Genomic DNA, 23,817 nt, shown 5'->3' with positions numbered 1-23,817 from the left:
CCGGTCGACCGGCCGGCGAGACGTGCGAAGAAAGCAGGAGACATGACCACCACCACGATCACCGTCAGCGGAATGACCTGCGGCCACTGCGTCGCCTCGGTCACGGAGGAGATCGGTGCGCTGACCGGCGTGACCGACGTCGCCGTCGACCTCAACGCCGGCGGGGACTCCCCCGTGACGATCACCTCGACCACCGACCTCGACGACGCGGACATCCGCGCCGCGGTCGACGAAGCGGGCTACGAGGTCAAGTGATGTCGCGCGAGGTTGATCTCGACATCACGGGAATGACCTGCGCATCGTGCTCGGCCCGGATCGAGAAGAGGCTCTCGCGCCTCGACGGGGTGACCGCTGAGGTCAATCTGCCGCTCAACACCGCCCACGTCGTCATCGACTCCGACCTCACCGACGGCGACGTCACCGCCGCCGTCGAGAAGGCCGGGTACGGTGCGAGCGTGCGGAAAGCCGCCTCGGCGGGTCCCGAGATCGTCGACTACGACCCCCGGCACCTGCGGCCGCGGTTCATCGGCTCCCTCATCCTCGCGGTGCCGATCATCGCCGTCTCGATGGTGATGAGCTGGCACTTCCCGGGCTGGCAGTGGGTCGTCGGGCTCCTCGCCCTCCCGGTCGTCACGTGGGGTGCGTGGCCGTTCCATTCCGCGGCGTTCAAGGCCGCCCGGGGCGGGTCGACGACGATGGACACCCTCGTCAGCGTCGGCATCATCGTCGCCAGCGGGTACTCGTACGCGACGCTGCTGCGGGCAGTCGTCGACGGGCACGGCTGGGCGATCCCCGGGACCTACCACGTGTGGTTCGAGGCGGCAGCGGCGATCACCGTGTTCCTCCTCATCGGCAAGCTCACCGAGGATCGTGCGAAGAACCGCGCGACCGCCGCCCTGCGCATGCTGCTCGACCTCGGAGCGAAGTCGGCGACCGTGCTGCGTGCGGCCGATCCCGGTTCTCCCGGTGCCGAGGCGGGGGCAGGCGAGGGCTCATCCGATTCCGGTCCGGGGTCCCCTCATTCAGGTGGCCTGTCCGGTCATTCAGGTGACATGTCCGGTTCCGGCGAGCGCGTCGAAGTTCAGGTGCCCATCGCCGAACTCCGCGTCGGTGACGTCTTCCGCGTCCGTCCGGGCGAGAAGATCGCCACCGACGGGGTCATCGTCGCCGGTCACTCGGCTGTCGACGAGGCGATGCTCACCGGCGAATCCGCCCCCGTCGAGGTCGGGGTCGGCGACACCGTCACCGGTGCGACGATCAACACCTCAGGGGTGCTCGAGGTCCGCGCCGAACGCGTCGGCGCGGAGACGACGCTGGCGGCAATGGCCGATCTCGTCAGCCGCGCACAGCTGGGCAAACCGGCCGTACAGCGCCTCGCCGATCGCATCTCGGCGGTGTTCGTGCCGATCGTCTTCGTCATCAGCGTGCTGACGTTCCTCGCATGGGGTCTCATCAGCGGCGACTGGGCGATGGGCCTGCATGCGGCGCTCACGGTCCTCATCATCGCGTGTCCCTGTGCGCTCGGGCTGGCGACCCCGACGGCCCTCGCCGTGTCCTCGGGCCGCGGTTCGCAGCTGGGGATCCTCGTCTCGGGCCCCGAGGCGCTCGAGTCGACGCGGTCGATCGACACCGTCGTGCTCGACAAGACCGGGACTCTGACGACGGGCGTGATGACGCTCATCGGCTCGCAGCTGTCCGACGCGGACTTCGCCGTGCTCGCCCGCCTCGAAGAGCAGAGCGAGCACCCGGTGGCCCGCGCGATCGTCGAGGCGTCACGGGCGGAGCGTGTCACGGCCGGGGCGGCGACCGCCTCGGCGAGGGTCGAGGACTTCACCGCGATCCCCGGCGGAGGGCTCGAGGCGAGGATCGACGGACGCGAGGTCATCGCCGGTCGGCCCGATCTGCTCCGCGAACGCGGGATCACGGTCGACGTCGCCCCCGACGCGGTTCCGGCGGGCGCGACGCTCGTCGCACTGGCCGTCGACGGGGACTTCCGCGGGCTGACGTTCGTCGCCGACGAGGTGAGGGACGGGGCCGCCTCGGCGATCTCCGAACTCCATCGCCTCGGTCTGCGCACGGTGCTGCTGACCGGGGACAATGCCTCAGCCGCCGAGGCGGTCGCCGGCAAGCTCGGGATCACCGAGGTCGTCGCCGACGTCCGTCCCGAGGGCAAGATCGCCGTCGTCGACGAACTCCAGGCGGACGGACGCTCGGTCGCGATGGTCGGCGACGGCATCAACGATGCCGCGGCCCTGGCCGGCGCCGACCTCGGCATCGCGATGGGCTCGGGCACGGACGCGGCGATGGCGGCCTCGGACATCACGATGGTGCGGTCGGATCCGCGGCAGATCCCGCAGGCGATCCGCCTGTCGCGGCGGACGCTCGGGCTCATCAAGGGCAACCTGTTCTGGGCCTTCGCGTACAACACGGCAGCGATCCCGATCGCCGCGGCCGGACTGCTCAGCCCGATGATCGCCGGTGCCGCGATGGCGTTCTCCTCGGTGTTCGTCATCCTCAATAGTCTCCGGCTCCTGCGATTCCGGTAGACGGGCCCCTCCGGCGGGGCAGGCCCCAAGGCTCTGCGCCGCTTCCATGGTGATCTCGAGGTTCTGCGCCGCTTCCATGGTGATCTCAGCTTCGAATTCACCCTGGGGGCGGCGCACAATCGCCTTCACCCTTCCGCAGACCTGAGAGCCGGTGACAGACCGGGCACTTCTAGGCCCCTTCCGGCCCCTCGCTGGACTCCTGCGGCCCGGCATCCGGCTGCGACGGCACCCCTCCAGACTCCCCGGACGCGCCGGACTTCCCGGACTCCCCGGACTCTCCCGCCTCCCCGGAATCCTCGCGAGCTGCGCGGGCGAGGTCCTCGGCCGGCCAGAAGAGGCGTCTCGCGCGGTCGGAGTGCGCGAGCTTGCGCAGACTGTCGATGAAGACCGAGCCGAGCACCGTGCCGAGAACCGACTTCTCGACGATCGTCGCGGGGTCGTCGGTGGGGGCGAGGCTCGCGACGTCGGCGTCGGCGATGCGCTCGGCCGCCTCGGCGTAGACATCGAGATGGCCGAGCAGATCCTCATGCCCCGTGTCGATCATCGTCTCCACTGCGGTGATGAGCGGGGCGAGCGCCGGCTCATCCGCCGCGAGATTCCAGTCGCGGTCGGCGATGAGGGCGGCGATGAGGGCGGCGGCCTGCTCGCGGGCGCTCGGCGTCCCACCGCCGGGATCGGGGTCGCCGGGGCGGGCGTTGACCCCGATGATCGCCTGACCGAGCGCGACGGGCACCTGCGGCTGCGGCGAATCGAGCTCGGCGAGCACCGCCCGCGCCGACGCGATCGACATGCCGCCGATCGTCACCATCGCGCGCACGAGCCGCACCCGGTGGACATGGTCGCTGCCGTACCCGCCGGGATCCTCGGCGGTGACGGTCGCCCGCGGCACGAGGCCCTCGCGGATGTAGTACTTGATCCGCGGGATCGGCACCCCGGTCTGCTCGCTGAGCTGAGAAATCCGCATCGCCCTCCCCATCAGTTCCGTCGGCGAGCACTCTTGCACGCCCACTCCGGATAGTCTACTATCTGTTTATGGATAGCGGACTATCTGACAATGACGTCGGACGACCCCGGGAGAACGGCGCGACCCCCGCGTCGACGGGCCGCCTCGGCGAGACCACCCTGCATCCGGCGACGATCGCCTCCGGACTCTCCCGACTCCATCGCCCCCTCATCGCAGCCGCGGTCTTCGCCGCCCTCATCGCCGTCATCGCCACGGTCGGGTACTTCACCGACGACCGCACCCTCGTCGGGGCGCCGATCTGGCACAAGGCCGCAAAGTTCGGCATCTCGATCGCGATCTACACCGTGACGATCGCCTGGATGCTCCAGTTCCTGCCCCGTCGCAGCCGCATCGGCCGGGTGCTCGGAACGATCATCGCGATCGGGATCTCGGTCGAGCTCGCCTTCATCGTCGTGCAGATCATCCGCGGCCAGATGAGCCATTTCAACGTGCGCACACCACTCGACGCGGGCCTGTACTACGGCATGGGCGGGCTCATCACCGTGGTGTGGCTGGCGAATCTCGTCCTCGGCATCGTGCTCGCGTTCCGCCGACTGCCCGACCGGGGCATCGCCGCCGGCATCCGCTGGGGCACCGCGATCGGTCTCATCGGCATGGCGATCGCGTTCCTCATGACCGTCGGCGAGCTCAACGTCGTCGACATGGACGCCGCCGAGGCGCAGGGTCTGGCCGGCGCTCACAGCGTCGGAGCCGTCGACGGCGGTCCGATGATGCCGATCACCGGCTGGAACACCGAGGCGGGCGACATCCGCGTCCCCCATTTCCTCGGGATCCACGCGCTCCAGATCATCCCGTTCGCCGCCCTCGGACTCGTCCTCCTCGGGCGTCGGTGGCCGCGGCTGCGGCCGGCATCGGTGCGGGTCGGCCTCGTGCGGATCGTCGCGCTGTTCTATCTCGGCGTCGTCGCCCTGGCCACCGTGCAGGCGCTGCGCGGACAGTCCGTCGCCCAGACTGATGGCCCGATGTTCGCGGCCCTCGGCGGCCTGGCCGTCCTCGCCGGTGTCGGTGCCCTTGCCGTCATCCTGCGCCGAGGCGGCTCCCGAGTCGCACGTGTGAGCTGAGGTGAGGGCGGCGGTCGGGTGGGAGCACGAGTCGGTTCGACGATCCTCGCGCCTGCCCCGGGGACCCTACTTGAGGACGGGGTAGGACTGGTCGTCGTTCTGCGTGTCGTTGCGCATCACCCAGTTGAGCACCGCGGACAGAGCGCTGACGAGGACGAATGCGATCCCGGCGTAGATGAAGGCATAACCGAACGCATCGGAGTCCTGCCATGCGCGGGTGACGATGATCGAGAGGATGAGAACGGCGACGCCGCAGACCAGCCCCACTTTGAGCGCATCCTTGTAGGACACGGTGCTGGAGGACTTCTTCGCGGAGTTCGACGTTGCCATACCACCAGGGTACCGACTCGGGCTGAGAGGCGACAGCCGAGTGACCCTCGACCCGACTGCCGAACGGCCCTGACCCCGGCACTCGAGCACCCCTTGCACTGGACAGCCAAGCGACCATGAAGCCGACACCCGCACACACCCCGGAACCCGGACCAAGTGGACGAGTGCGGGGGAACACGCGAAAATGACAGCGTGCCCATCCCCACACCAGTGCGCAGGTCTGCGCACGCGTCGCGCGCTGCCGTCACGGCAGGCGTCCTGACCAGAGGCGGTCTCAGGACGCTGGTCGCGTGTGCCTGCGCGCTTGCGCTGCTCGTCGCGCTCGCGGCCTGCGGGCCGGACAGGGGGCTGCGCGTCGAGCCCGCGGGAAGCACCTCGCCGACGCTCTTCGACGAGTCGAACGAGGACTCCGGGCCCGCGGACAAGCCGTATTCGCTTGCCGACATCCGCACCCTCGTCGAGGACAGCTCGGGGGTCGCGGTGACCGGTCGGGCGTCGGAAACCGCGAAGGTCGTCGCCGACTGCCAGGAGTGCATGAAGTTCGGCACCCCGTTCCTCAGCGGCGACCGGAAGTTCCAGGTCGTCACGGTGCTCAACCCGCAGCAGATGAGCGAAGTCATCGCCGGGGTCGTCGTCAGCGAGTTCGAGGGCGAACCGCGCCTCGAGCTCATCGCCACGGGCAATCAGCTCACGCTCAGCCCCGGCAGGAACGGCACGCTCGTGGTGCAGGAGGCGATGTACGCCGACGGTGATGAGGACTGCTGCCCTTCGGGCTGGTCGGTGCAGGTATTCCGCCTGCATGACGGTAGGTTTGAACCGGGACAACGCTTCACGCGTCTAAATGGAGAGTCGTAATGCATATTGTGCTGGTCGAGGATGACGAGGTCATCCGCGAGACAACCCAGATCGGGCTCGAGCAGTTCGATTACACGGTGTCGGCGTTCGCCGACGGCCGTGAGGGCTATGAGTTCGTCGCCGCCCACGGTGCCGACGTCCTCCTCCTCGACCTCATGCTCCCGACGATGAACGGCGCGTCGATCTGCCGCGCGATCCGCGAGCGCTCCTCCATCCCGATCATCATCATCTCGGCCCGCTCGGATGCGATCGACATCGTCCAGGCCCTCGAGGCCGGCGCCGACGACTACCTCACCAAGCCCTTCGACATGCAGGTGCTCAACGCCCGCATCCGCGCCGTCGTCCGCCGTTTCATCACCGCCGGCACCGATCGCCTCGGCTACTCCCCCACCACCGAGGCGATCGACGAACACGAAACCGTCATCGGCCCCGGCGGCGTCATCACCGGCGACGGGATCCCCGAAGTCCTCGGGCCGAGCCCCGGCATGGACACCCGGGAGCGGATCAAGTCCCGTCTCGCGGCCGATGACACCTACCTCGGCGCCGGCGGGAAGTTCACGTCGTCACGGCCGGACACGCACGACGTGGCGATCCCCCCGCGCCCCGCGTCCTCACCTCAGACGACCGCCGAGGCGGCCCCGGAGTCCGGTGAGCTCGGACCGTTCCGCACCCGGCTGGGGTCCCTCGTCCTCGACACCGGACGGCTCACCGTCGAAGTCGACGGGGAGGAGGTCCACCTCACCCCGACCGAGCTGCGCGTCCTCCTGCTGCTCACCGAGCAGCCCGAGCACGTGTACTCGCGGGAGAAGATCGCGTTCACGGTGTGGGGCTACGAGTGGGCCGGCGACTCCCGGGTCGTCGACGTCCACATCCAGCGCCTGCGCAAGAAGATCGGCGCGAACATGATCGAGACGGTCCGCGGCTTCGGGTACCGTTTCGCGGGCTGAGCCATGTCGCTGCGTTGGAAGATCTCCCTCCTCATCGTCGCGTCCGTGATCATCGCGGTGCTCTCGTGCAGCATCATCCTGCGCCAGTCCGCGCCGGGCCGAGGACGACCGGATGCGCTCGACCGTGACCGACCAGCTGACGAACGCGGTCAACATCTTCTCCGAGACCGGGGTGCTCACGCTCAACGCCCGCATCGACGATCCGCAGCTGCCCGCCGACGCCCGCGCGCAGGCGCTCAGGGGCCAGTCGGTGACGATCCGCTCAGAGGTCGACGGGGAGGAGATCGTGTGGGCGGCGGCCCCGATCGAGGTCGGCACGTACACCGAGGTGATCTCCGTGCGCGCGTCGACAGCCGACAGCCAGGAGCTCATCGGCCGCATCGACCAGGCCCTGCTCGTCGGCATGATCGGCTCCGCCCTCGTCGTCGGCGGTGTCGGCTCGCTCGTCGCCGGCCGCATCTCCCGCCGACTCACCCTCGGCGCACAGGCGGCGCGGAAGATCGCCGCCGGGGACACGTCGATCCGGATCGCCGACGTCGTCGACGAATCGGATCAGGAGGTGTGGGCGTTCGCCTCGGCGGTCGACACCGCGGTGACGCGGCTGAGCGAGCGCATCGACTCCGAACAGCGCTTCACCGCTGACCTCGCACACGAGATGCGCACCCCGCTCACCGGGCTCGTCAACGCCGCAAGCCTGCTCACCGAGGATTCGCGCCCGGCCGAGCTCGTCAAGGATCGGGTGCAGCGGATGCAGGTCCTCGTCGAGGACCTCCTCGAGGTCTCCCGGCTCGACGCGGGACGTGCGAACCCGCAGTTCACCCGCATCGACATCGACCAGGCGATCCGCTCGCTGCTCGGCACGATGTCGGCCTCGGGAGCACTCGCCGGGCATGAGATCGACGCGCAGTACGACGCCCGTGGCGCCCTCCTCGTCACCGACGTCCGCCGGTTCGAGCGCATCATCTCCAATCTGCTCGTCAACGCGATCAAACACGGAGCCGACCCGATCCGTCTGACCACGAGCCCCGAGCACATCGTCGTCACCGACTCCGGCTCGGGCTACCCGGCCGACATCGTCGAGACGGGGCCGACCCGGTTCGTCTCCGCCGGCGGCGGCGGCATGGGCCTCGGTCTCGTCATCGCGCAGGGGCAGGCGCGGCTGCTCGGGATCCGGCTGGTCTTCAGCAACGACCCCGACACCGGGGGTGCCCGCACCGAGGTGATCTTCCCCGATGCCGAAGCGCAGGCGATCGCCCTGCGTCAGCAGCTCGGAGTGAGTAGGGATCCCCCACCGAGGCGGCCGATGATGGCAGTGGGATGCCCAGACCGGATCGGTCACGGTTTCGTTCGCGGATATGACACGGTGTTATGTAACCGTTACACTCCTGTAACAGTGAGTTTTCCAGCCGTCGGGACCTCTCGACGGCTGAACTATGGGTACGACACAGGTGACTTGGAGCATGATGACGGGTGAGCTGACGGCAGCGGGAACGGTCCGGCGGAGAGACCTCCGCAACCGGCAGTCGACCCCCCAGACCCCGCCCGCAGCACCCCTCCCCTCCACTCACCCCACCCCCTCTCACCTCACCCAACACTCGACTCTCTCACCCCGCCGCGCCGCGATGGCCGCGGAGGCACGCACTGCGTCAGGGTCGCCTCGGCGCGAGGCGATGGCCAAGGAGGCCGGCCACGGAACGGTCGGTGCCGGGTACTCCGGGCACCGCGGTTCCGACGGTGCGCTGCTGCGGTCGGTGCGCCGGAAGCGTGCGACGACGGTCACGGCTCTGTCGGGTCTGTCCGTGACCGGTGCCGCGGTTGCCGCCGTGATGTTCGCCACCGCGGGCGGTGGCAGCGAGGTCAAGGTCGAGGCGATCGCCGAGGCCGGCCCCAAGCAGGTGAGCGCCGAATCCGTCGACGCCGCGATCCCGGCCTCCGACGACACGACGAGCGTCGAGATCGGCGCGCCGAGCGCGAAGCAGGACGGCGCACAGGCCGCGAGCCGCGCGATCGAGAAGAGCGCGCTGCCCGGCTGCTCGGCCGATCAGAAGTACAGCGCGGGAGCGAGCAACGGCGAACTGCCCGAAGAGTGGCTCTGCGACCTCGGCAAGGGCGGGCACCGACTGCGCGCCGATGCCGCGGTGTCGTTCGCTGAGATGAATGCCGCGTACAAGAAGGAGACGGGCAAGGAGATCCCGATCACCGACTCCTACCGCGACCTCGCCGGTCAGATCTCCGTGGCCGGCCGCAAGCCCGGCCTCTCCGCCCGCCCGGGCACGTCGATGCACGGCTGGGGCATCGCCCTCGACCTCGGCGGCGGCACCGAATCGAAGACCGGTCCGTGGGACTGGCTGGTCAAGAACGCCGGAAAGTACGGCTGGGAGAACCCGGACTGGGCCAAGTCGTCGAAGTACGAGCCCTGGCATTGGGAGTACGTCCCCGCCCGCGACAGCATCAAGGGCTGACGCGGCACCAAGGACTGACGCGGCTCGATGAGCTGAGTGAGCGAATCGGCGTCAAGGTCCGACGCAGCATCAGGAACTGAGTCGGCCGGCAGCCTTCTGCGCTGCCAGGATCGCTGGGGTCGGAGAGATCCCCGCCCGCAGATCCGGAGTCGCCTCCAACCGGCTGCGCAGCTCCGTGAACCGGATCTTCCCCGCCCACGCGTCACCTGCGACATCGTCGTCGGGGTCCTCGGGCCAGTCATCGGAGATCCGCAGCGACCATTCGTTCATCGGCATCTCGAGCAGCATCGTGGCAGCCAGCTCCTTCTTCGTCGAGGGCCGCACCTCCGCCGTTCGACCGGGGATGAGCCGATCGGTCAGCAGCCTGAGCACCTCCTCCTTCCTCGCCTCCGGCACCTCCGCGAACTGTCCGAGGATGAGTGCGCTGCGGTAGAGCATCGAGGACTCGAAGGCGCTGCGTGCGACGACCACGCCGTCGACCTTCGTCACCGCGACCGCGCACGGCTCGGCGGTGAGCTGACGCATCCACCGTGACCCCGTCGAACCGTGGATGACGATGCCATCGTCGACGCGGGCGATCAGCGTGCCGAAGGTGAACGGTCTGCCGTCGCGGATGACGGACACGTGGGCGATCGCCGTGTCATCGAGGAGAGCGCAGAGGTCGGCGAACTCCGTGCTCATCATCTCGGGTGAACGCTGGGGAATGAGGTGGCTCATGGAGACTCCGGTGTCAGTGGTCACGGGTCGCGCGGCGGGCCCGCGAGACGTGCCCCGAAGGTATCACCGCACGCGGCCTCGACCGCGACGAATCCCGTCGCCGAGGCGGTTCCCCCGGGTGCCGATGCCATGGTCCGATCCGGTGCCACGGACACGGTCCCCGCGAGTTCCCGAGGTGGATCCGGCTCGAGATCGGGCGATTCTTCGAGTCGGATCCACCTCGGGAACGGCCCTGGCACGGAGATCGCCCCAGCCACGCCCGCCGCTCACCGAGCCCGCCGCTCACCGAGCCCGCCGCTCACCGAGCCCGAAGCTCACCAGGCCCGGACCTCACCGTCGTCGCAGGGCGCGGGCATAGCGCCGTCGGTAGAAGACCTGCGCGATCCGCACGAGGGGCTCGCCGAGGCGCCAGATTCCCATTCCGGCCCGTGAGGCCGAGCGGAGGACGAGGAAGACCCGGTCGTCGGGGAGACGGACGAGGAGGAACGACTCCTCGCCGGTGATCGGGTGGCCGGGCTGCGTGCCGTAGGTGAAGCCGCGGACGTCCTCCGCCTCGATGACGGCGAGCACCTGCGAGGGCTCCGGCAGACGGAACGGACCCAGACGCACCCGGATCGTCGGCTCCTGTCCCACCGCCACCCGGATGCCTGCGGGATCGATGTCGAAGCCGCTGCGGGTCTTCACCTCCCAATGGAGCAGCTCCTCGGCGCAGCGCTCAAACGTGGCCCGCCCGTGACCGACGAACGATGCGGCCTCATAGGTGCGGTGGTCTGCGGGACGGTCGAGCCACCTCGGCGAGTGCGGTCGGGTCAGCAGTGCGGAGTCGTCCATGCTCGGCGAAGTCATCTCCCCAACCTATCGAAGGGGTGTGCGGAGCGGCGTTCGGCAGTAGAGTGCGAGGGGACGGCCGTCGACGATCGAATGTCCGATAAGGGACTCGATGGCGGCCGTCGGCCTGACCACGCCATCGGATCGAAGGGGAACCCACATGCGCACACTCACCGGCATCGACGAGGTCGAGGCGGCCGTCGGCACGGAACTCGGGACGTCGGAGTGGCTGACCGTCGACCAGGACATGATCACCGCGTTCGCCGACGCCACCGACGACCACCAGTGGATCCACCTCGATGAGGAGCGCGCGGCCGCCGGGCCGTTCGGCGCGACGATCGCCCACGGCTTCTACACGCTCTCCCTCCTGCCGAAGTTCTCCTCCGAGATCTTCGCGATCGAGGGAGTGTCGATGAAGATCAACTACGGGCTCAACAAGGTCCGCTTCCCGCAGCCGGTCCTCGTCGACTCCCGACTGCGCGACACCGCTACCCTCACCGAGGTGACGCGCAGTCCGAAGGGCACGCAGCTGGTCATCAGGCACGTCATCGAGATCGAGGGCCAGGAGAGGCCGGCCTGCATCGCGGAGATGGTCAGCCTCCTCGTCGAGTGAGGCGACGCGTTCAGTCATGTGACTCGTTCAGCAAGGCAGCACGTCGAGTCCTGTGACGCGCCAAGCGCGGCGCGGGGTGCTCAGCTGGGACGGTACTCGTCGAGCATCTGGGCGACGCGGATGTAGCCGAGATGCGAGTAGGCCTGGGGGTGGTTGCCCAGGTGCATCTCGGCGACGGGATCGTACTCCTCGGGCAGCAGCCCGGTGGGCCCGAGCAGATTGTCGAGCTGCCGGAAGAGATCCCACGCATCGTCGATGCGACCGACCTTGATGAACGCCTCGATGAGCCACGTCGTGCAGATGTGGAACCCGCCCTCGAGACCGGGCAGGCCGTCATCGTAGCGGTAGCGGAAGACCGTGGGCCCGACGCGCAGCTCCCGTTCGATGGCGTCGACGGTCGCGATGAACCGCGGGTCATCGGCCTCGAGCAGACCGCTCAGACCCACGAACAGACCTGCCGCGTCGAGATCCGGCTCCCCGTAGGCGACGGTGAAGGCACCGACCTCCTCGTTGAAGCCATGGGTGAGGATGTCGCTCTTGATCTCCTCGCGCAGCTGACGCCACGCCCCCGGCAGCTGCTTGTCGAAGCGCTCGGCGATGCGCAGGGCGCGGTCGACGGTGACCCAGCACATCACCCGCGTGTAGACGTTGTGCTTGGGCGCACGCCGGGCCTCCCAGATGCCGTGATCGGCTTCGAACCAGCGTCGGCTCACCGCTTCGACCATCTGGGTCGTCAGGGTCCAGTAGGCGTCGGGCAGCTCGCCGAGGCGCTCGGTGAGTTCGTCGAGGAGCTCGGTGACCGGCCCGAAGACGTCGAGCTGCACCTGGTGCTCAGCGGCGTTGCCGACCCGCACCGGGCGCGACCCGGCGTATCCGGGCAGATGCGCGAGCACCGCCTCGGTGGTCAGTGCCGAACCGTCGACGGCGTAGAGCGGGTGGAGCTGTTCGGGGGCGACCGTGTGGGAGAGGATCCCGGTCAGCCACGAGAGGAACCCTTCCGCCTCGGCGGTCGATCCGAGGGCGAGCAGCGCCCGCGCCGTCATCGACCCGTCGCGCAGCCACGTGTAGCGGTAGTCCCAGTTGCGGACGCCGCCGATGCCCTCGGGCAGGGAGGTCGTCGGGGCGGCGAGGATGCCGCCGGTGGGCTCGTGGCAGAGTGCGCGCAGGGTGATCGCCGACCGGATGACCTCCTCGCGGTGATGGCCGGGGATGGCGAGCGTGCTCGCCCAGTTGCGCCAGAAGTTGAGCGCCCGATCTCGGACATGGCCCTCTCCGCCCTCGGCGATGAACCGGGCGTCGCCGGTGCCCGACCCGCACGCGAGGACGAGGACGACCTGGCCGCCGGGGAAGTCCGAGGGCACGACGACCGCCTCGGCGGTCTGGGACTGTCCCGACTCGACGATCTCGAAATCGACGCCGGGGGCGAAGAGCCGGATCGGCTCCGAGGTGCCGAGCACGCGCACCCCGTCACGGATCGGCGCGAGCCTGGTCGGCACGGTGGCGTAGTCGAGTCGCGGGGCGAAGCGGATCCGCGCGGGCGCGTCGCCGGTGAGGACGCGGACGACGATCGTGTCGTCGCTCGCGCCGTCGACGGGCGCGAGGTAGTCGATGCAGCTGAGCCCCGGCCACCGGGTCTCGAGCAGCGTCGAATGCGTGAGGTAGCGCTGGGTGAGCGGGTCGACGCCGGATTCGGCGCCCACGGCGAAGTAGCCGGCGGCCGCGGACCCGAGGATCTCGGAGAACATCGACGAGGAATGCGGCAGCGGGTGGGGCATCCAGCAGATGCTGCCGCCCGGGTCGACGAGGGCCGTCGACTGCCCGTTGCCGAGCATGCTGTGACGCTGGATCGGGATCGCCTCGCGCCCGAACAGCCACGACTTGCGCAGCTCGTAGATCGCGGCGAGGACGACGGAGACGACGTCGGGCGAATCGATGCGGAACTCCGCGTGGGTCTCCGTCCCGTCGTCGCCGACCTTGAGACCGAGGTCGAAGTCGCCGAGGATCTCGAGGGCGAGCTCGTCGGAGCGGTCATCGCCGATGAAGACGACGACCTCGGCACCCGTCTCCGCGCGCAGATTCGCCAGGGCCTCGGCCTTCGACGAGGGCACGACGGAGAGGTCGACGACCTGCTTGCCCCGGGTCGGGAAGATCTCGTGCTTCTCCACGAGCGCGGCGATGCCGTCCTCGACCTTCTGCCGGGCATCGTCGTCGAGGCCGCGCAGGTGGACTGCCGCACCTGCCGTCTTGTGCTCGATCACCTCGGCGGGCAGGGTGTCGACGAGGTCGCGGCGGAAGGCCGCGAGTGCCGTCCGCTGCCGCGGTTCGAGCGCCCGGTGCACCTCGCTGTCGGTCTCGCCGCCGTGGGAGCCGAAGAGGTGGACCTCGCGCGGCAGCCGTGACATCGCCGCGAGATCGCGGAGGCTGCGCCCGGAGATGACGCCCGCCGAGGTGGACGGCAGCAGGGCGAGGGCGCGGAGCGAGTCGACCGAGCTCTCGAGCGGGTACGCCTCGGCGGGATTGGCGACGATCGGCGCGATCGTGCCGTCGTAGTCGGTGGCGATGAGCAGCGACGGTGACCGTGAGACCTGGAAGAGGCGCCGGAACAGCTCATCGGGCAGGGCGCGACTGGCTTCGGCGAGATCGCCGAGGAGGCCCGACGACGACACGGACGCCGAGATCGGAGTCAGGGGGGACACATGGCCGTAGTCGTTCTCGACAGTGCTCATCTCACCTCAGGCTTCGGGTCGGAGGTCGGGTGTCGGTCGGTGGTGCGGATTATTCGGCTGCGGTGTCGTGCGCGTCGTCGGCGGCATCCGCGCTGCGGGCTGCCTGTCTGCCCTTGCTGATGCGCGAGTACCCGCCGATGATGAAGATCACCCCTGCGATGAGCGAAGCGGCTCCCGTGAAGCCGATGATCGCCAGTGCCTGGAAGTCGGTGCCGAACATGAGGATGATGCCGAGCAGGATGTGGACTGCGGCGGAGATGAGGAAGTCCGAGGCCATCGGGTGGTGGACGAGCTTGCGGTAGTTCCACAGTTCGATGAGCCCGTGGAGGACGGCCCAGATGCTCAGGGCGGCGCGCACCTCGGCGGGCTGGTCGGCCATGAAGAGGAAGACGATCGCCGGGATCGTGATGATCGCCTGACCGAAGATCGCGGTGCGCACCGACAGCGGCGAGCGCAGGGCCTGGTAGACGAGGGCGAGCGCGAGCAGCGCGAGGTAGCCGATGCTGAGCAGATCGACGATGTCGACGCCGAGGGACAGCTGCATCGGATTGGCCGCATCCCGCGGCCAGAACACGGTGGCGAAGCCGAAGAGGACACCGAGGATGCCGCGGACGATCATCGGCGCGCCCATCGTCCTGGCCTCGGCGAGCAGCTCCGAGGCGGGGGCGACGGGTTCGGTGCGGGATTCTTCAGTACTCATCACCCGTCCAGTTTAGGTCTCCGACCCCACCGAGTCCCAGCGGCTGAATATTCTGCTCTTTACGTAATTACGTAATTCGCGTATTCTCAAGCTATGAGCACCTCGTCATCCGATTCCGCGCACCTCTCGGCGACAGGGAGCACCGCCCTCGAGGCTCGTCTCGGGGCCCTCGAAGCGCGGGTGGCCGAGCTCGAAAGCACACAGGAGCTCGAAGGCTCCCGGGCGGGGGAACCGGCCACGGCGAGCAACGGTGAGCAGGCGAACGACGGTGAGCGCCCACGATCCGGGGATCGCCCGAGCACTCGTGACCAGGCACGTTCCGGGGATCGCCCGAGCACTCGTGACCAGGCACGTTCCGGGGAGCGCCCGAGCAACGGTGAGCAGGCGAGCACGCGCAGCACCGCGGCGCCCCGCTTCTCTGCGGGCGGACCGGACGACGACACGTTCTGGGTCCTCAACGGACTCGTCGACCGCCTCGGCGAGGACGCCGGCGTCACCTACGCCGGTCACGTCACGCCGCCGGGCACCGATTCCCCGGTCGCATGGCAGATGGGGCTGACCGCGGCAGCCTTCGACGAGATCGATTTCGCACAGGCCGCACCGGCACTGTCGGCGTTCAGTCATCCCGTCCGGCTCGCGCTCCTCCAGGCGATCTACACGGGCACGACGACCGTCGCCGAACTCAGCGCCGACGACCGCTTCGGCACCACCGGCCAGGTCTATCACCACCTCAAGGCGCTGGCCTCCGCCGGCTGGCTCGAGAACTTCCCGCGCGGTCACTGGCGAGTGCCCGCACAGAAGGTCATCCCGCTCCTCACCCTCATCCTCATCGGAACCCAATGACCCCACCGGCGGCGATCATCGCGCCGCCCACATCCTGACGTGCCCTCGGCACCACGACCAGCCGTCTCATCGACCGATCGTCGATCCGGCCAATCGCCGGACCGACCACCCACACCACCGACCACCCACACCACCGACCACCCGACCCACCGGATCAGCACTGCACCGGCCAGGCACCCACTCGACCCGTCTCATCACCTCCGCATCGCATCACTTCAATCACTCGATATCAGGAGTTGCCATGACTGTGACATCCGCCACTGACACGGACACCCGGCGGTCGCCTCGGCGCAGGGAAATCGCCATCACCGCGGCCGCTCTCACGGCGATCGTCGCCGTCCTCCTCACCCCTCTCCCCCGCGGATTCCAGGGTGAGGTCACCGGCGACGAAGCGCTCATGGCGGCCACCGCTACCGCGCTCGGCAGCGGGCACTGGCAGCACGTCGCCGTCGCGAAGGTCGACGGGGACACGGTGACGACGGCGGGAACAGGTGCCGACGCGACCACGGAGTTCGAGATCGGCTCTCTGACGAAGACCTTCACCGCCGCCCTCTTCGCCGATGCGATCGACCGGGGTGAGGTGACCGCGGAGACCCGCCTCGGCGAGATCTGGCCCCAGCTCGAGGGACACGTCGCCGAGGTGACGCTGTCCTCACTCGCGATGCACCGTTCCGGACTGCCGCGGGTCGAGCCGGCGCCGAGCGTCGGTGATGCGGTCGCGTCGGTCTTCGCGACCTACCTCCACCGGGATCCGTACCGCGGCAGCGTCGACGACCTCATCCGCACCCTCGGCGACACCGACGTCAGCGATACGACCCCGGAGTACTCGAACTTCGGGTTCGCGGTCCTCGGGCAGTCGCTCGCGAAGGTGAGCGGCCTGAGCTACCGCGAACTCGTGGAGCAGCGGATCACGCAGCCGCTGGGGATGACGCGGACCTTCGTGCCCACCTCGGCGACGGGGCTCTCGCACGGGTACACGGCATCGGGCCTGCCGGCGGCCCCGTGGACCCTGGGTGCGTCCGCTCCGGCGGGGGCGATCCGGTCGACCGCGGGCGACATGGCGATCTGGCTGCGCGCCACGATGGAGGGCACCGCGCCGGGAGCCGCCGCAGCCGTGCCGCGGGCCGATTTCGACGCGGCCGACCGCATCGGCTTCGCGTGGATGACGACGACAGGGCGCACCCCGGCCGTCACCTGGCACAACGGCGGCACCGGCGGGTACAGCTCGTTCCTCGGCTTCACTGCGGACGCAGGCACGGGGATCGTCGTCCTCGCCGACTCCGCGATCTCCGTCGACGCGCCATCGACCTCATCTCCACTGCTTCGGGCTCCGCCGCGCCCACACCCACCAGGGCTGCCTCCGCCGGGTCCCACTTCACGGAGTCCGCCGAGGTGGGGGCCGCCTCGGCGCGATCCGTCCCCGACTCCACCGCACCCCGTTCCGCCTGGACCGAAGGAGAACGCTCATGAGCGCAGCCCTCGTCTCAACGATCGTCACGACCCTCGTCCTCGCGTACGCCGCGTGGACCGCGCTGGCCGCCGCCCGACGAGCGCAGTCGCGCCGACAGCTGCTCGCGGGCCTTCTCCCGGCCGTCGCGTTCGTCCTGCTCATCCGTCTCATCGGGGCGTTCGGGGGATGGACGGACGCCGCGCTCTGGGTATGGCTGGCCGTGATGGTCGCCTGCGTCTGGGCGGCGTTCCGCGCCGCCTCGGTGTGGCCGGACCTGCCGTGGAGCGCTGCCGATCCGAAGGTCGCACGCGGTGAGATGCCGCGCCTCATCATCGGAGCGGCGTTCGCCGCCGCCATCGCCGGAGCACTCGTCCTCCCGGGCCTGTTCCTGGGGTGAATGCCATCGGTCGCGACGCTGGGCACCGCCAGCCGACGACCGCCGTTGAGAGCACTGACGACCGCCGTTCAGAGCACCGACAACCGCCGATCAGAGAACTCGAGAGACGACACGCAAGAGAACACCTCAAGGAGAATGCATCATGGTCAATCGACAGCTCCCGCGTCCGAACGCATCATCGTGGACGACCGCCGTCATCGCAGCGATCCTCGGCGGGATCGTGGGATTCCTGCTCTTCGATCCGCTCTTCGCGGTCCCGTTCGCCGTCATGGGCTTCCTCGTCGGCATCGGAGGCGCCTACAGCGTCCAGTCGGCGAAGAAGCCCGACGACCGCCCCGACTCCCCCGGCGACTGAGGACGGGCGCGCCCCGCTCAGCGACGACGCCGCGGCCGCAGTTGCTGCGCCGAAAGGTTCATGCGCTCGGCTGAGAAGGTGAGCCGCTGCGCCGTGCGGTCCGGCTACTGCGTTGTGCGGTTCGGCTACTGCGCCGAGAGGTTGAGGGTCCCGCCGGAGTCGGTGACCTGGTAGGTCGCCAGCGCTTCGGTCGCCGGACCGGAGAGCACTTCGCCGCTCGTCGCCGAGTAGCGCGAGGAGTGGCACGGGCAGACGATCTCGGTCTCGGTCACGGTGCGGACCTGGCACCCCTGATGGGTGCACACGGAGGAGAAGGCATGGAACTCCCCCTCCTTCGGCTGGGTGACGACGTAGGCCTCGTCGACGACGATGCCCGACCCGACGGGCACGTCGCTCGCCGGCACAGTCGCATCCGGCGGCGCCGAGGCCGAGGACCCCGAACCGGATTCCGAATCGTCGGGGCTGCACGCCGAGGTGAGTCCGACGACCGCGGCTGTCCCGACAGCTCCCGCGGAGGTGATCATCGTGCGCCTGTTCGGTTCCATGCAGCTCTCCTCAGCTCGTCGGTGGGTCTCCCCCTCCAGCCTATCGCGGCTCCCGCTCCGGCCCTGAACGTTCGCGTCAGGGTCGTCCACTAGGCTGGGCGCATGACCGCCCCAGCCACGACCTCCGCCCTCGACGTCCTCCACGATGTCTTCGGGTACGAGGACTTCCGCGGCCAACAGGCGGCGATCGTCGACCAGCTCATCTCCGGCGGTGATGCCGTCGTGCTCATGCCCACCGGCGGCGGCAAATCGCTGTGCTATCAGATCCCCGCGCTCGTGCGCGAGGGCACCGGGATCGTCATCTCCCCGCTCATCGCCCTCATGGCCGATCAGGTCGCAGCGCTCGACAACCTCGGCGTGCGGGCCGCCTACCTCAACTCCACCCTCGACATCGACGAAGCGCAGGACGTTGAGCGCCGCCTCCTCGACGGGGAGCTCGACCTCCTCTATCTCGCCCCCGAACGCCTCGTCCTGCCGCGGACGATGCAGCTGCTCGAGAGGGCGGACATCTCCCTCTTCGCGATCGACGAGGCGCACTGCGTCTCCCAGTGGGGTCACGATTTCCGCAGCGACTACCTCGGCCTCGGGGTGCTCGCCGACCGCTTCCCCACGGTCCCCCGCATCGCACTGACCGCGACGGCGACCCCGGCCACGCACGCCGAGCTCACCGAACGGCTGCAGCTGCGCGACGCCGAGCACTTCGTCGCGAGCTTCGACCGCCCCAACATCACGTACCGGATCGAACCGAAGGCCTCGGCCCGCTCCCAGCTCATCAGCTTCATCACCACCGAACACCCCGGCGACTCCGGGATCGTCTACTGCCTGTCCCGGCGCGGGGTCGAACAGCTCGCCGAGGCGCTCGTGGCCCGCGGAATCCCCGCCCTCCCGTACCACGCAGGCCTGCCCGCCGAGGTGCGCGCCGAGCACCAGGCCCGCTTCCTCCGCGAGGACGGCCTCGTCATGGTCGCGACGATCGCCTTCGGCATGGGCATCGACAAACCCGACGTCCGCTTCGTCGCCCACCTCGACCTGCCCAGCAGCGTCGAAGGCTACTACCAGGAGACCGGACGAGCCGGACGCGACGGCCTGCCCGCGGATGCGTGGATGGTCTACGGCCTCGGCGACGTCGTCTCCCAGCGCCGCCTCATCGAATCCGGGGAGGGCGACCAGGCCCACAAGCGCCGGGTGATGGCCCACCTCGACTCGATGCTCGCGCTGTGCGAGACCGTCGACTGCCGCCGCGTCCAGCTGCTGCGCTACTTCGACGAGGAGTCCGGTCCGTGCGGCAACTGCGACACGTGCCTGACGCCGCCGGCGACGTGGGACGCGACCGTGGCCGTGCAGAAGCTGCTCTCGACGGTCATCCGCCTCGACCGCGAACGCGGCCAGCGCTTCGGCTCCGGCCAGGTCATCGACGTCCTCCGCGGCAGCGCCAACGACCGCTCGCGGGCCTCTGACCATGAGAGCCTCAGCGTGTGGGGCGTCGGCGCCGACCTGTCCGAGGGCGAATGGAAGGCCGTGATCCGACAGAGCCTGGCCCGCGGACTCCTCGAGTCCCACGGCGACTACGGCGTGCTCGTCCTCGGGCCCGCCGCCGACGCGGTGCTGCGGGGGCAGACCGGGGTGTCGATGCGCGTCGATCCGGTGAAGAAGTCCGGTGCCTCGCGCTCAGGATCGAAGCGCCGAGGCGGTCCCGAGGTCGCGCTCGACCCCGCCGACTCCGCCCTGTTCGAGGCCCTGCGGTCCTGGCGCGCGGGACAGGCGAAGGAGCAGAGCGTGCCCGCCTACGTCATCTTCCCCGACGCGACGATCTACGGCATCGTCGAGGCCAAACCGACATCTTTTGAGAGCCTCGGCCAGGTCAGCGGTGTCGGACTGAAGAAGCTCGAACGCTACGGCGACGCGGTGCTCGAGGTCCTCGCGGCTCACAGAGGCTGATCGGCCGTCGCCTCCGTCTGCGCGAACGCCTCCGGTCCCGCCTCGGCGGCAGCCGGGTCCATCCACATGAATTCGAGGATGTTCCCGTCCGGATCGGTCATGCTGATGCCGTACATGAACCCGTGATCCGTCGGTGGGCGGTTCTCTCCGCCACCTGCTTCGAGGATCGCGGTGCGCATCGCATCGACATCGGCCCGGGAGTCCCGGGAGAGCGCGGTCATCACCTGCGCCACGGAGTGCGGATCGGCGATCGGCTTGTCGGTGAAGGTCTGCAGATACTCCTTGGTGAGGATCATGAAGAAGATCGCGTCGTCCCACTTCACGCACGCGGCGTTGTCGTCGGAGAACTCGGGGACGATCTGCGTGCCGAGCGCCGAGTAGAAGGCCTTCGCCCGTTCGAGGTCGAGGGTGGGCAGGTTGACGAAGATCTGGGACATGACTGCTCCTTCGCAGTGGGGTGATCGCGTGGGTGCGGTGCCGCACCTCATCCTCACCGGTCGCCGACGCCGAGTCAACGGTCACGGCTGCATGCGCCCGCCTCGGCGGGTGCGGGTTGCCCGACCTCACCTCGGCGGGCGAGCTCACCCGCGGTGATGGCCGAAGACGAGGCTCGTCTGCGTGTGCGCGATCGTCGTGTCCGAGAGATGCTCCTCGATGAACGTGTGGAGACCGCGGGGGTGGCTCGCGGCGATGTGGACGAGGAGGTCGCGCTCGCCGGAGACCTGGAAGACCTCGAGGGTCTCGGGCACGTCGAGCAGACGGGCGATGACCGAGGCGATCGCGGCGCGTCCGACCGGTGTCATCCGCACGGAGACCATTCCGAAGACCGTGAGACCGAGCGCCTCCCAGTCGATGTCGGCGTGGAAGCCCCTGATGACCCCGCGCCGGCGCAGAGCGCTCACCCGGCCCGAGCACGTCGAGGGCGCGAGTCCCACCCGCTCGGCGAGCACCTTGTTCGAGATCCGGGCATCGGCGCTGAGCTCGCGGAGGATCGCGAGGTCGGTCGCGGCCAGGGGTGCACCGGGTTCGGCACGGTGATCGGCGATGAGACTCGAATGATTCACCGTTCTCCTTGAGGTTTTCCGTCGATCGTTCACTTCCGCATCGATCTTCTCGCATCTTTGGCACGATGGGAAGGCGACCCGACGAGTCACCGTCGTCGCCGCCCGACTGTGACGGACCTGCGAAGGAAGGACCCTCGATGACCGAGATCGACCGCGCCGCCTGCGAACGCCGCGACGCCGCTGACCCACTGCGCGGCTTCCGCGACGACTTCATCATCGACGAGGGCACGATCTACCTCGACGGCAATTCGCTGGGCGCACGTCCGCGCGGCGCTGCCGAGCGGGCGCAGGAGGTCATCGCCGAGGAATGGGGCACCGGCCTCATCCGCTCGTGGAACACCGCGGGCTGGTTCGAGATGCCGGCCGCACTCGGCGAGAAGGTCTCCGGCCTCGTCGGCGGCGGTGCCGGCAGCACGGTCGTCACGGACACGACGTCGATCAATCTCTTCAAGGCCGCCTCGGCGGCGCTGCGCATCCAGCGCGAGGACGCCCCCGACCGCCGGATCATCCTCACCCAGCGGGAGAACTTCCCCTCCGACATCTACATGCTCCAGGGCCTCGCCGAGCAGCTCGACGACGGGTACGAAGTGCGCCTCGTCGACGACGCCGAGGTGACCGCGGGCTTCCCCCAGTCGATGAGCGACGAGGTGGCCCTCGTCGTCCTCACCCACGTCAACTACCGCACCGGCCGGCTATTCGACATGCGGTCGACGACCGAGGCGATCCATGCCGGCGGCGCCCTGGCGATCTGGGATCTGTGCCATTCGGCCGGCGCCCTGCCCATCGACCTCGCCGGCGACGGCGCCGACATGGCCGTCGGATGCACGTACAAGTTCCTCAACGGCGGCCCCGGGTCCCCGGCCTTCATCTGGGTGTCCGAGGACCTGCAGAACCGGTTCGCCCAGCCGCTGTCGGGGTGGTGGAGTCACGCGAAGCCGTTCGAGATGAGCCCGGACTACGCCCCCGCCGACGGGATCCGCCGTTTCCTCACCGGCACGCAGGGCATCGTGTCGATGTCCGTCGCCGAGGTGGGGCTCGACGTGGCCGCGCGCGCGGACATGAGCGCGGTGCGGGCGAAGTCGCTCGAACTCAGCGACCTCTTCATCGACCTCGTCGAGCAGCGCTTGGCCGCGCACTCGGTCGAGATCGTCACCCCGCGCGACCATGCGCACCGCGGTTCGCAGGTCTCGATCGCCCACGAGGAGGGATTCGCGATCATGAGCGCGCTCATCGACCGCGGCATCATCGGCGACTACCGAGAGCCCTCGATCCTCCGCTTCGGCCTCACCCCGCTCTACCTCGGCTTCACCGACGTGTGGGACACCGTCGAAGCGCTGCGCGACATCCTCGACAACCGCCTGTGGGACACCCCCGAGTATCAGGTTCGCGGCGCGGTCACCTGAGGCCGCGAGCGACGGATCTCAGCAACCCTCAGGGCACTCGGCAATACAGTGCTCGGCCGCTCTGCGCTCGACAACACATCGCTCGGCCGCTCTGCGCCGAGTCCCTCAGCATCCGGAGTGCTGGACCACCTCGGCGTAGACGCCGAAGAAGGGCTCGCCCACACGGTTCGTCGCCCTCGTCGCGGCAAGCGTCCGCAGCAGACGGCCGGTGCGCTCCCCGGTCATCGGATCGAAATCGATGACCGCACAGCGCGGCACCGGTCCCTCGATCCGCACCCGCAGCCCGTCGACCGCCCCGCGCACGGTCATCACCCTCCCCAGCCACGTCTCCTCGACGAACGGCTCGTCGGTCTCGACGAGAAGCGTCGCCCGGAAGCGGTGGAAGAGATCAGCCACTGCGGTATCACCGATCGTCCGAGCCCGTTCACCGTCGGCCACCGCAGCATGCCCGGCTGTCCCGGTGCCGTTCTCCTCCGCACTGTCGGCCACTTCGGCGATTGAGGCTGTGGCGACGATTGTCAGCGGCTGTCCGAAGACGATCGCTCCGCGCGGGGCCTGAGCCAGGTGCACCGCCTGTCCGAGGTGGTCGGAGAGCAGCTCGCTGTGGGCGCCGGTCGTCAGACAGAGTTCGACGGAGCGTCCCCAGTAATCGCAGGTCAGCGTCTCACCGGAGAGTTGAGGCGCTTCGGCGACCGTGGTGCCGTCGGGCAGCGTCACCGAAAGCTGAGAACCCTGCAGGCGTGCGACGACGGAGAGCAGCGACGGATGCTGCACGGTCCGCAGAACCCGCCCGCGGACGGCATCGATGAGGCAGAAGCGACGATCGCCGAGCGGACCGTGCGCATCGAACTCGGCGTCCGGTTGGACGCTGTGCCGAGTTCCCTTGATCGGAGTGAACGCGACAGCGCGGGTCTCGATCACCTCGGCGCTCTCCTCTCTGCCCTATCGCTCCAGTCGGACTGCACCGCCCGATCATGCCAGTCGGACGCGGCCGACTCCACCAGCCGGACAGG

General features: G+C 69.2%; 23 protein-coding genes. 13 read left to right on the top strand and 10 right to left on the bottom strand.

The annotated features are described in order from the left end of the window. Nucleotides 1-42: 42 nt before the first annotated feature. Nucleotides 43-255: a heavy-metal-associated domain-containing protein gene (locus tag AC2W7K_RS01065; protein ID WP_198499969.1), complete on the top strand. Its 213-nt coding sequence runs from the start codon at nt 43-45 to the stop codon at nt 253-255. Continuing rightward, nucleotides 255-2,546 carry a heavy metal translocating P-type ATPase gene (locus AC2W7K_RS01060; RefSeq protein ID WP_344250315.1) on the top strand — a complete coding sequence of 764 codons (2,292 nt, stop codon included), beginning with the start codon at nt 255-257 and terminating at the stop codon, nt 2,544-2,546. Before AC2W7K_RS01065 ends, AC2W7K_RS01060 begins: the two co-directional genes overlap by 1 nt. A 169-nt stretch (nt 2,547-2,715) precedes the next feature. Here the strand turns inward: AC2W7K_RS01060 and AC2W7K_RS01055 are convergent, their stop codons facing one another. Beyond that, nucleotides 2,716-3,510, bottom strand: coding sequence for a MerR family transcriptional regulator (locus AC2W7K_RS01055; RefSeq protein WP_344250313.1), 795 nt, complete (start codon nt 3,508-3,510; stop codon nt 2,716-2,718). A 68-nt stretch (nt 3,511-3,578) separates the two neighbouring features. Here AC2W7K_RS01055 and AC2W7K_RS01050 point away from each other — a divergent pair, with 68 nt between their 5' ends. Next, complete coding sequence (locus tag AC2W7K_RS01050; protein WP_344250311.1) at nt 3,579-4,631, top strand: hypothetical protein; 1,053 nt, start codon at nt 3,579-3,581, stop codon at nt 4,629-4,631. A 66-nt stretch (nt 4,632-4,697) separates the two neighbouring features. Here AC2W7K_RS01050 and AC2W7K_RS01045 read toward each other — a convergent pair whose 3' ends face one another. Next, nucleotides 4,698-4,961 carry a hypothetical protein gene (locus AC2W7K_RS01045; protein WP_137824930.1) on the bottom strand — a complete coding sequence of 88 codons (264 nt, stop codon included), beginning with the start codon at nt 4,959-4,961 and terminating at the stop codon, nt 4,698-4,700. Between the two features lie 192 nt (nt 4,962-5,153). On the opposite strand from AC2W7K_RS01045, the gene AC2W7K_RS01040 reads away from it, so the two are divergent. The 4 genes from AC2W7K_RS01040 (at nt 5,154) to AC2W7K_RS01025 (ending at nt 9,225) form a co-directional block, all read left to right on the top strand. After that, nucleotides 5,154-5,816: a hypothetical protein gene (locus tag AC2W7K_RS01040; protein ID WP_232623760.1), complete on the top strand. Its 663-nt coding sequence runs from the start codon at nt 5,154-5,156 to the stop codon at nt 5,814-5,816. After that, on the top strand, nt 5,816-6,763 hold the full coding sequence (locus AC2W7K_RS01035; protein ID WP_486005667.1) for a response regulator transcription factor: 948 nt from the start codon (nt 5,816-5,818) through the stop codon (nt 6,761-6,763). The genes AC2W7K_RS01040 and AC2W7K_RS01035 overlap by 1 nt, the downstream gene beginning before the upstream one ends. Before the next feature lie 112 nt (nt 6,764-6,875). Beyond that, the gene (locus tag AC2W7K_RS01030) at nt 6,876-8,237 is read left to right on the top strand and encodes a sensor histidine kinase (RefSeq protein WP_486005666.1); all 1,362 of its coding nucleotides are present in this window, start codon (nt 6,876-6,878) and stop codon (nt 8,235-8,237) included. 196 nt (nt 8,238-8,433) lie between these two features. Then, a complete protein-coding gene (locus tag AC2W7K_RS01025) occupies nt 8,434-9,225 on the top strand; it encodes a M15 family metallopeptidase (RefSeq protein ID WP_344250305.1) in 792 nt (263 codons plus the stop codon). Between the two features lie 69 nt (nt 9,226-9,294). On the opposite strand, the gene AC2W7K_RS01020 is transcribed toward AC2W7K_RS01025, so the two are convergent. Both AC2W7K_RS01020 and AC2W7K_RS01015 read right to left on the bottom strand, forming a co-directional pair. Next, nucleotides 9,295-9,942 carry a pyridoxamine 5'-phosphate oxidase family protein gene (locus AC2W7K_RS01020; RefSeq protein ID WP_211978593.1) on the bottom strand — a complete coding sequence of 216 codons (648 nt, stop codon included), beginning with the start codon at nt 9,940-9,942 and terminating at the stop codon, nt 9,295-9,297. Between the two features lie 330 nt (nt 9,943-10,272). Continuing rightward, entirely contained in the window at nt 10,273-10,788 is a 516-nt protein-coding gene (locus tag AC2W7K_RS01015) for a DUF1990 domain-containing protein (RefSeq protein WP_249120979.1), read from the bottom strand. Between the two features lie 142 nt (nt 10,789-10,930). Here AC2W7K_RS01015 and AC2W7K_RS01010 point away from each other — a divergent pair, with 142 nt between their 5' ends. Beyond that, complete coding sequence (locus AC2W7K_RS01010; protein WP_211978592.1) at nt 10,931-11,383, top strand: MaoC family dehydratase; 453 nt, start codon at nt 10,931-10,933, stop codon at nt 11,381-11,383. A gap of 80 nt (nt 11,384-11,463) precedes the next feature. On the opposite strand, the gene otsB is transcribed toward AC2W7K_RS01010, so the two are convergent. Both otsB and AC2W7K_RS01000 read right to left on the bottom strand, forming a co-directional pair. After that, nucleotides 11,464-14,109 carry a trehalose-phosphatase gene (gene otsB, locus AC2W7K_RS01005; protein ID WP_198499976.1) on the bottom strand — a complete coding sequence of 882 codons (2,646 nt, stop codon included), beginning with the start codon at nt 14,107-14,109 and terminating at the stop codon, nt 11,464-11,466. A gap of 49 nt (nt 14,110-14,158) precedes the next feature. Continuing rightward, nucleotides 14,159-14,809, bottom strand: a complete 651-nt coding sequence (locus tag AC2W7K_RS01000; protein WP_211978591.1) for a hypothetical protein — start codon at nt 14,807-14,809, stop codon at nt 14,159-14,161. A gap of 93 nt (nt 14,810-14,902) precedes the next feature. Here AC2W7K_RS01000 and AC2W7K_RS00995 point away from each other — a divergent pair, with 93 nt between their 5' ends. The 3 genes from AC2W7K_RS00995 to AC2W7K_RS00985 all read left to right on the top strand — a co-directional run bounded on the left by AC2W7K_RS00995 (nt 14,903) and on the right by AC2W7K_RS00985 (nt 17,854). Then, nucleotides 14,903-15,652: an ArsR/SmtB family transcription factor gene (locus AC2W7K_RS00995; protein WP_249120978.1), complete on the top strand. Its 750-nt coding sequence runs from the start codon at nt 14,903-14,905 to the stop codon at nt 15,650-15,652. A gap of 241 nt (nt 15,653-15,893) precedes the next feature. Next, nucleotides 15,894-17,417, top strand: coding sequence for a serine hydrolase domain-containing protein (locus AC2W7K_RS00990; protein ID WP_486005665.1), 1,524 nt, complete (start codon nt 15,894-15,896; stop codon nt 17,415-17,417). 224 nt (nt 17,418-17,641) lie between these two features. Continuing rightward, entirely contained in the window at nt 17,642-17,854 is a 213-nt protein-coding gene (locus AC2W7K_RS00985; RefSeq protein ID WP_198499981.1) for a hypothetical protein, read from the top strand. A gap of 125 nt (nt 17,855-17,979) precedes the next feature. Here AC2W7K_RS00985 and AC2W7K_RS00980 read toward each other — a convergent pair whose 3' ends face one another. After that, nucleotides 17,980-18,399: a Rieske (2Fe-2S) protein gene (locus tag AC2W7K_RS00980; protein ID WP_198499982.1), complete on the bottom strand. Its 420-nt coding sequence runs from the start codon at nt 18,397-18,399 to the stop codon at nt 17,980-17,982. A 102-nt stretch (nt 18,400-18,501) separates the two neighbouring features. Between AC2W7K_RS00980 and recQ the strand changes: the two genes are divergently transcribed. Further along, nucleotides 18,502-20,337, top strand: a complete 1,836-nt coding sequence (gene recQ / locus AC2W7K_RS00975) for a DNA helicase RecQ (RefSeq protein WP_486005664.1) — start codon at nt 18,502-18,504, stop codon at nt 20,335-20,337. On the opposite strand, the gene AC2W7K_RS00970 is transcribed toward recQ, so the two are convergent. Both AC2W7K_RS00970 and AC2W7K_RS00965 read right to left on the bottom strand, forming a co-directional pair. Continuing rightward, entirely contained in the window at nt 20,325-20,774 is a 450-nt protein-coding gene (locus AC2W7K_RS00970; protein WP_211978586.1) for a VOC family protein, read from the bottom strand. The two genes, recQ and AC2W7K_RS00970, sit on opposite strands and share 13 nt — an antisense overlap. A gap of 144 nt (nt 20,775-20,918) precedes the next feature. After that, complete coding sequence (locus AC2W7K_RS00965; RefSeq protein WP_211978585.1) at nt 20,919-21,401, bottom strand: Lrp/AsnC family transcriptional regulator; 483 nt, start codon at nt 21,399-21,401, stop codon at nt 20,919-20,921. Nucleotides 21,402-21,538: 137 nt separating this feature from the next. On the opposite strand from AC2W7K_RS00965, the gene kynU reads away from it, so the two are divergent. Continuing rightward, nucleotides 21,539-22,804 carry a kynureninase gene (kynU, locus tag AC2W7K_RS00960; protein ID WP_211978584.1) on the top strand — a complete coding sequence of 422 codons (1,266 nt, stop codon included), beginning with the start codon at nt 21,539-21,541 and terminating at the stop codon, nt 22,802-22,804. A gap of 105 nt (nt 22,805-22,909) precedes the next feature. Here the strand turns inward: kynU and AC2W7K_RS00955 are convergent, their stop codons facing one another. After that, entirely contained in the window at nt 22,910-23,725 is an 816-nt protein-coding gene (locus tag AC2W7K_RS00955) for an MOSC N-terminal beta barrel domain-containing protein (RefSeq protein ID WP_211978583.1), read from the bottom strand. Nucleotides 23,726-23,817 lie beyond the last annotated feature (92 nt).

This window comes from Brevibacterium sp. LAARM2_SD2, from assembly GCF_057364785.1.
Note: the sequence above shows the minus strand (reverse complement) of the source record. Positions and strands in the feature narration are given on the sequence as shown.

Coding starts and splice junctions, on each gene's coding strand:
- AC2W7K_RS01010 (WP_211978592.1), top strand. CDS start 10,931: ATGCGCACACTCACCGGCATCGACGAGGTCGAGGCGGCCGTCGGCACG.
- AC2W7K_RS01035 (WP_486005667.1), top strand. CDS start 5,816: ATGCATATTGTGCTGGTCGAGGATGACGAGGTCATCCGCGAGACAACC.
- AC2W7K_RS01030 (WP_486005666.1), top strand. CDS start 6,876: ATGCGCTCGACCGTGACCGACCAGCTGACGAACGCGGTCAACATCTTC.
- AC2W7K_RS01015 (WP_249120979.1), bottom strand. CDS start 10,788: ATGACTTCGCCGAGCATGGACGACTCCGCACTGCTGACCCGACCGCAC.
- AC2W7K_RS00985 (WP_198499981.1), top strand. CDS start 17,642: ATGGTCAATCGACAGCTCCCGCGTCCGAACGCATCATCGTGGACGACC.
- AC2W7K_RS01000 (WP_211978591.1), bottom strand. CDS start 14,809: ATGAGTACTGAAGAATCCCGCACCGAACCCGTCGCCCCCGCCTCGGAG.
- recQ (WP_486005664.1), top strand. CDS start 18,502: ATGACCGCCCCAGCCACGACCTCCGCCCTCGACGTCCTCCACGATGTC.
- AC2W7K_RS01020 (WP_211978593.1), bottom strand. CDS start 9,942: ATGAGCCACCTCATTCCCCAGCGTTCACCCGAGATGATGAGCACGGAG.
- AC2W7K_RS00980 (WP_198499982.1), bottom strand. CDS start 18,399: ATGGAACCGAACAGGCGCACGATGATCACCTCCGCGGGAGCTGTCGGG.
- AC2W7K_RS01025 (WP_344250305.1), top strand. CDS start 8,434: ATGGCCAAGGAGGCCGGCCACGGAACGGTCGGTGCCGGGTACTCCGGG.
- AC2W7K_RS01055 (WP_344250313.1), bottom strand. CDS start 3,510: ATGCGGATTTCTCAGCTCAGCGAGCAGACCGGGGTGCCGATCCCGCGG.
- AC2W7K_RS01045 (WP_137824930.1), bottom strand. CDS start 4,961: ATGGCAACGTCGAACTCCGCGAAGAAGTCCTCCAGCACCGTGTCCTAC.
- AC2W7K_RS01060 (WP_344250315.1), top strand. CDS start 255: ATGTCGCGCGAGGTTGATCTCGACATCACGGGAATGACCTGCGCATCG.
- AC2W7K_RS00970 (WP_211978586.1), bottom strand. CDS start 20,774: ATGTCCCAGATCTTCGTCAACCTGCCCACCCTCGACCTCGAACGGGCG.
- kynU (WP_211978584.1), top strand. CDS start 21,539: ATGACCGAGATCGACCGCGCCGCCTGCGAACGCCGCGACGCCGCTGAC.
- otsB (WP_198499976.1), bottom strand. CDS start 14,109: ATGAGCACTGTCGAGAACGACTACGGCCATGTGTCCCCCCTGACTCCG.
- AC2W7K_RS01050 (WP_344250311.1), top strand. CDS start 3,579: ATGGATAGCGGACTATCTGACAATGACGTCGGACGACCCCGGGAGAAC.
- AC2W7K_RS00995 (WP_249120978.1), top strand. CDS start 14,903: ATGAGCACCTCGTCATCCGATTCCGCGCACCTCTCGGCGACAGGGAGC.
- AC2W7K_RS01065 (WP_198499969.1), top strand. CDS start 43: ATGACCACCACCACGATCACCGTCAGCGGAATGACCTGCGGCCACTGC.
- AC2W7K_RS00990 (WP_486005665.1), top strand. CDS start 15,894: ATGACTGTGACATCCGCCACTGACACGGACACCCGGCGGTCGCCTCGG.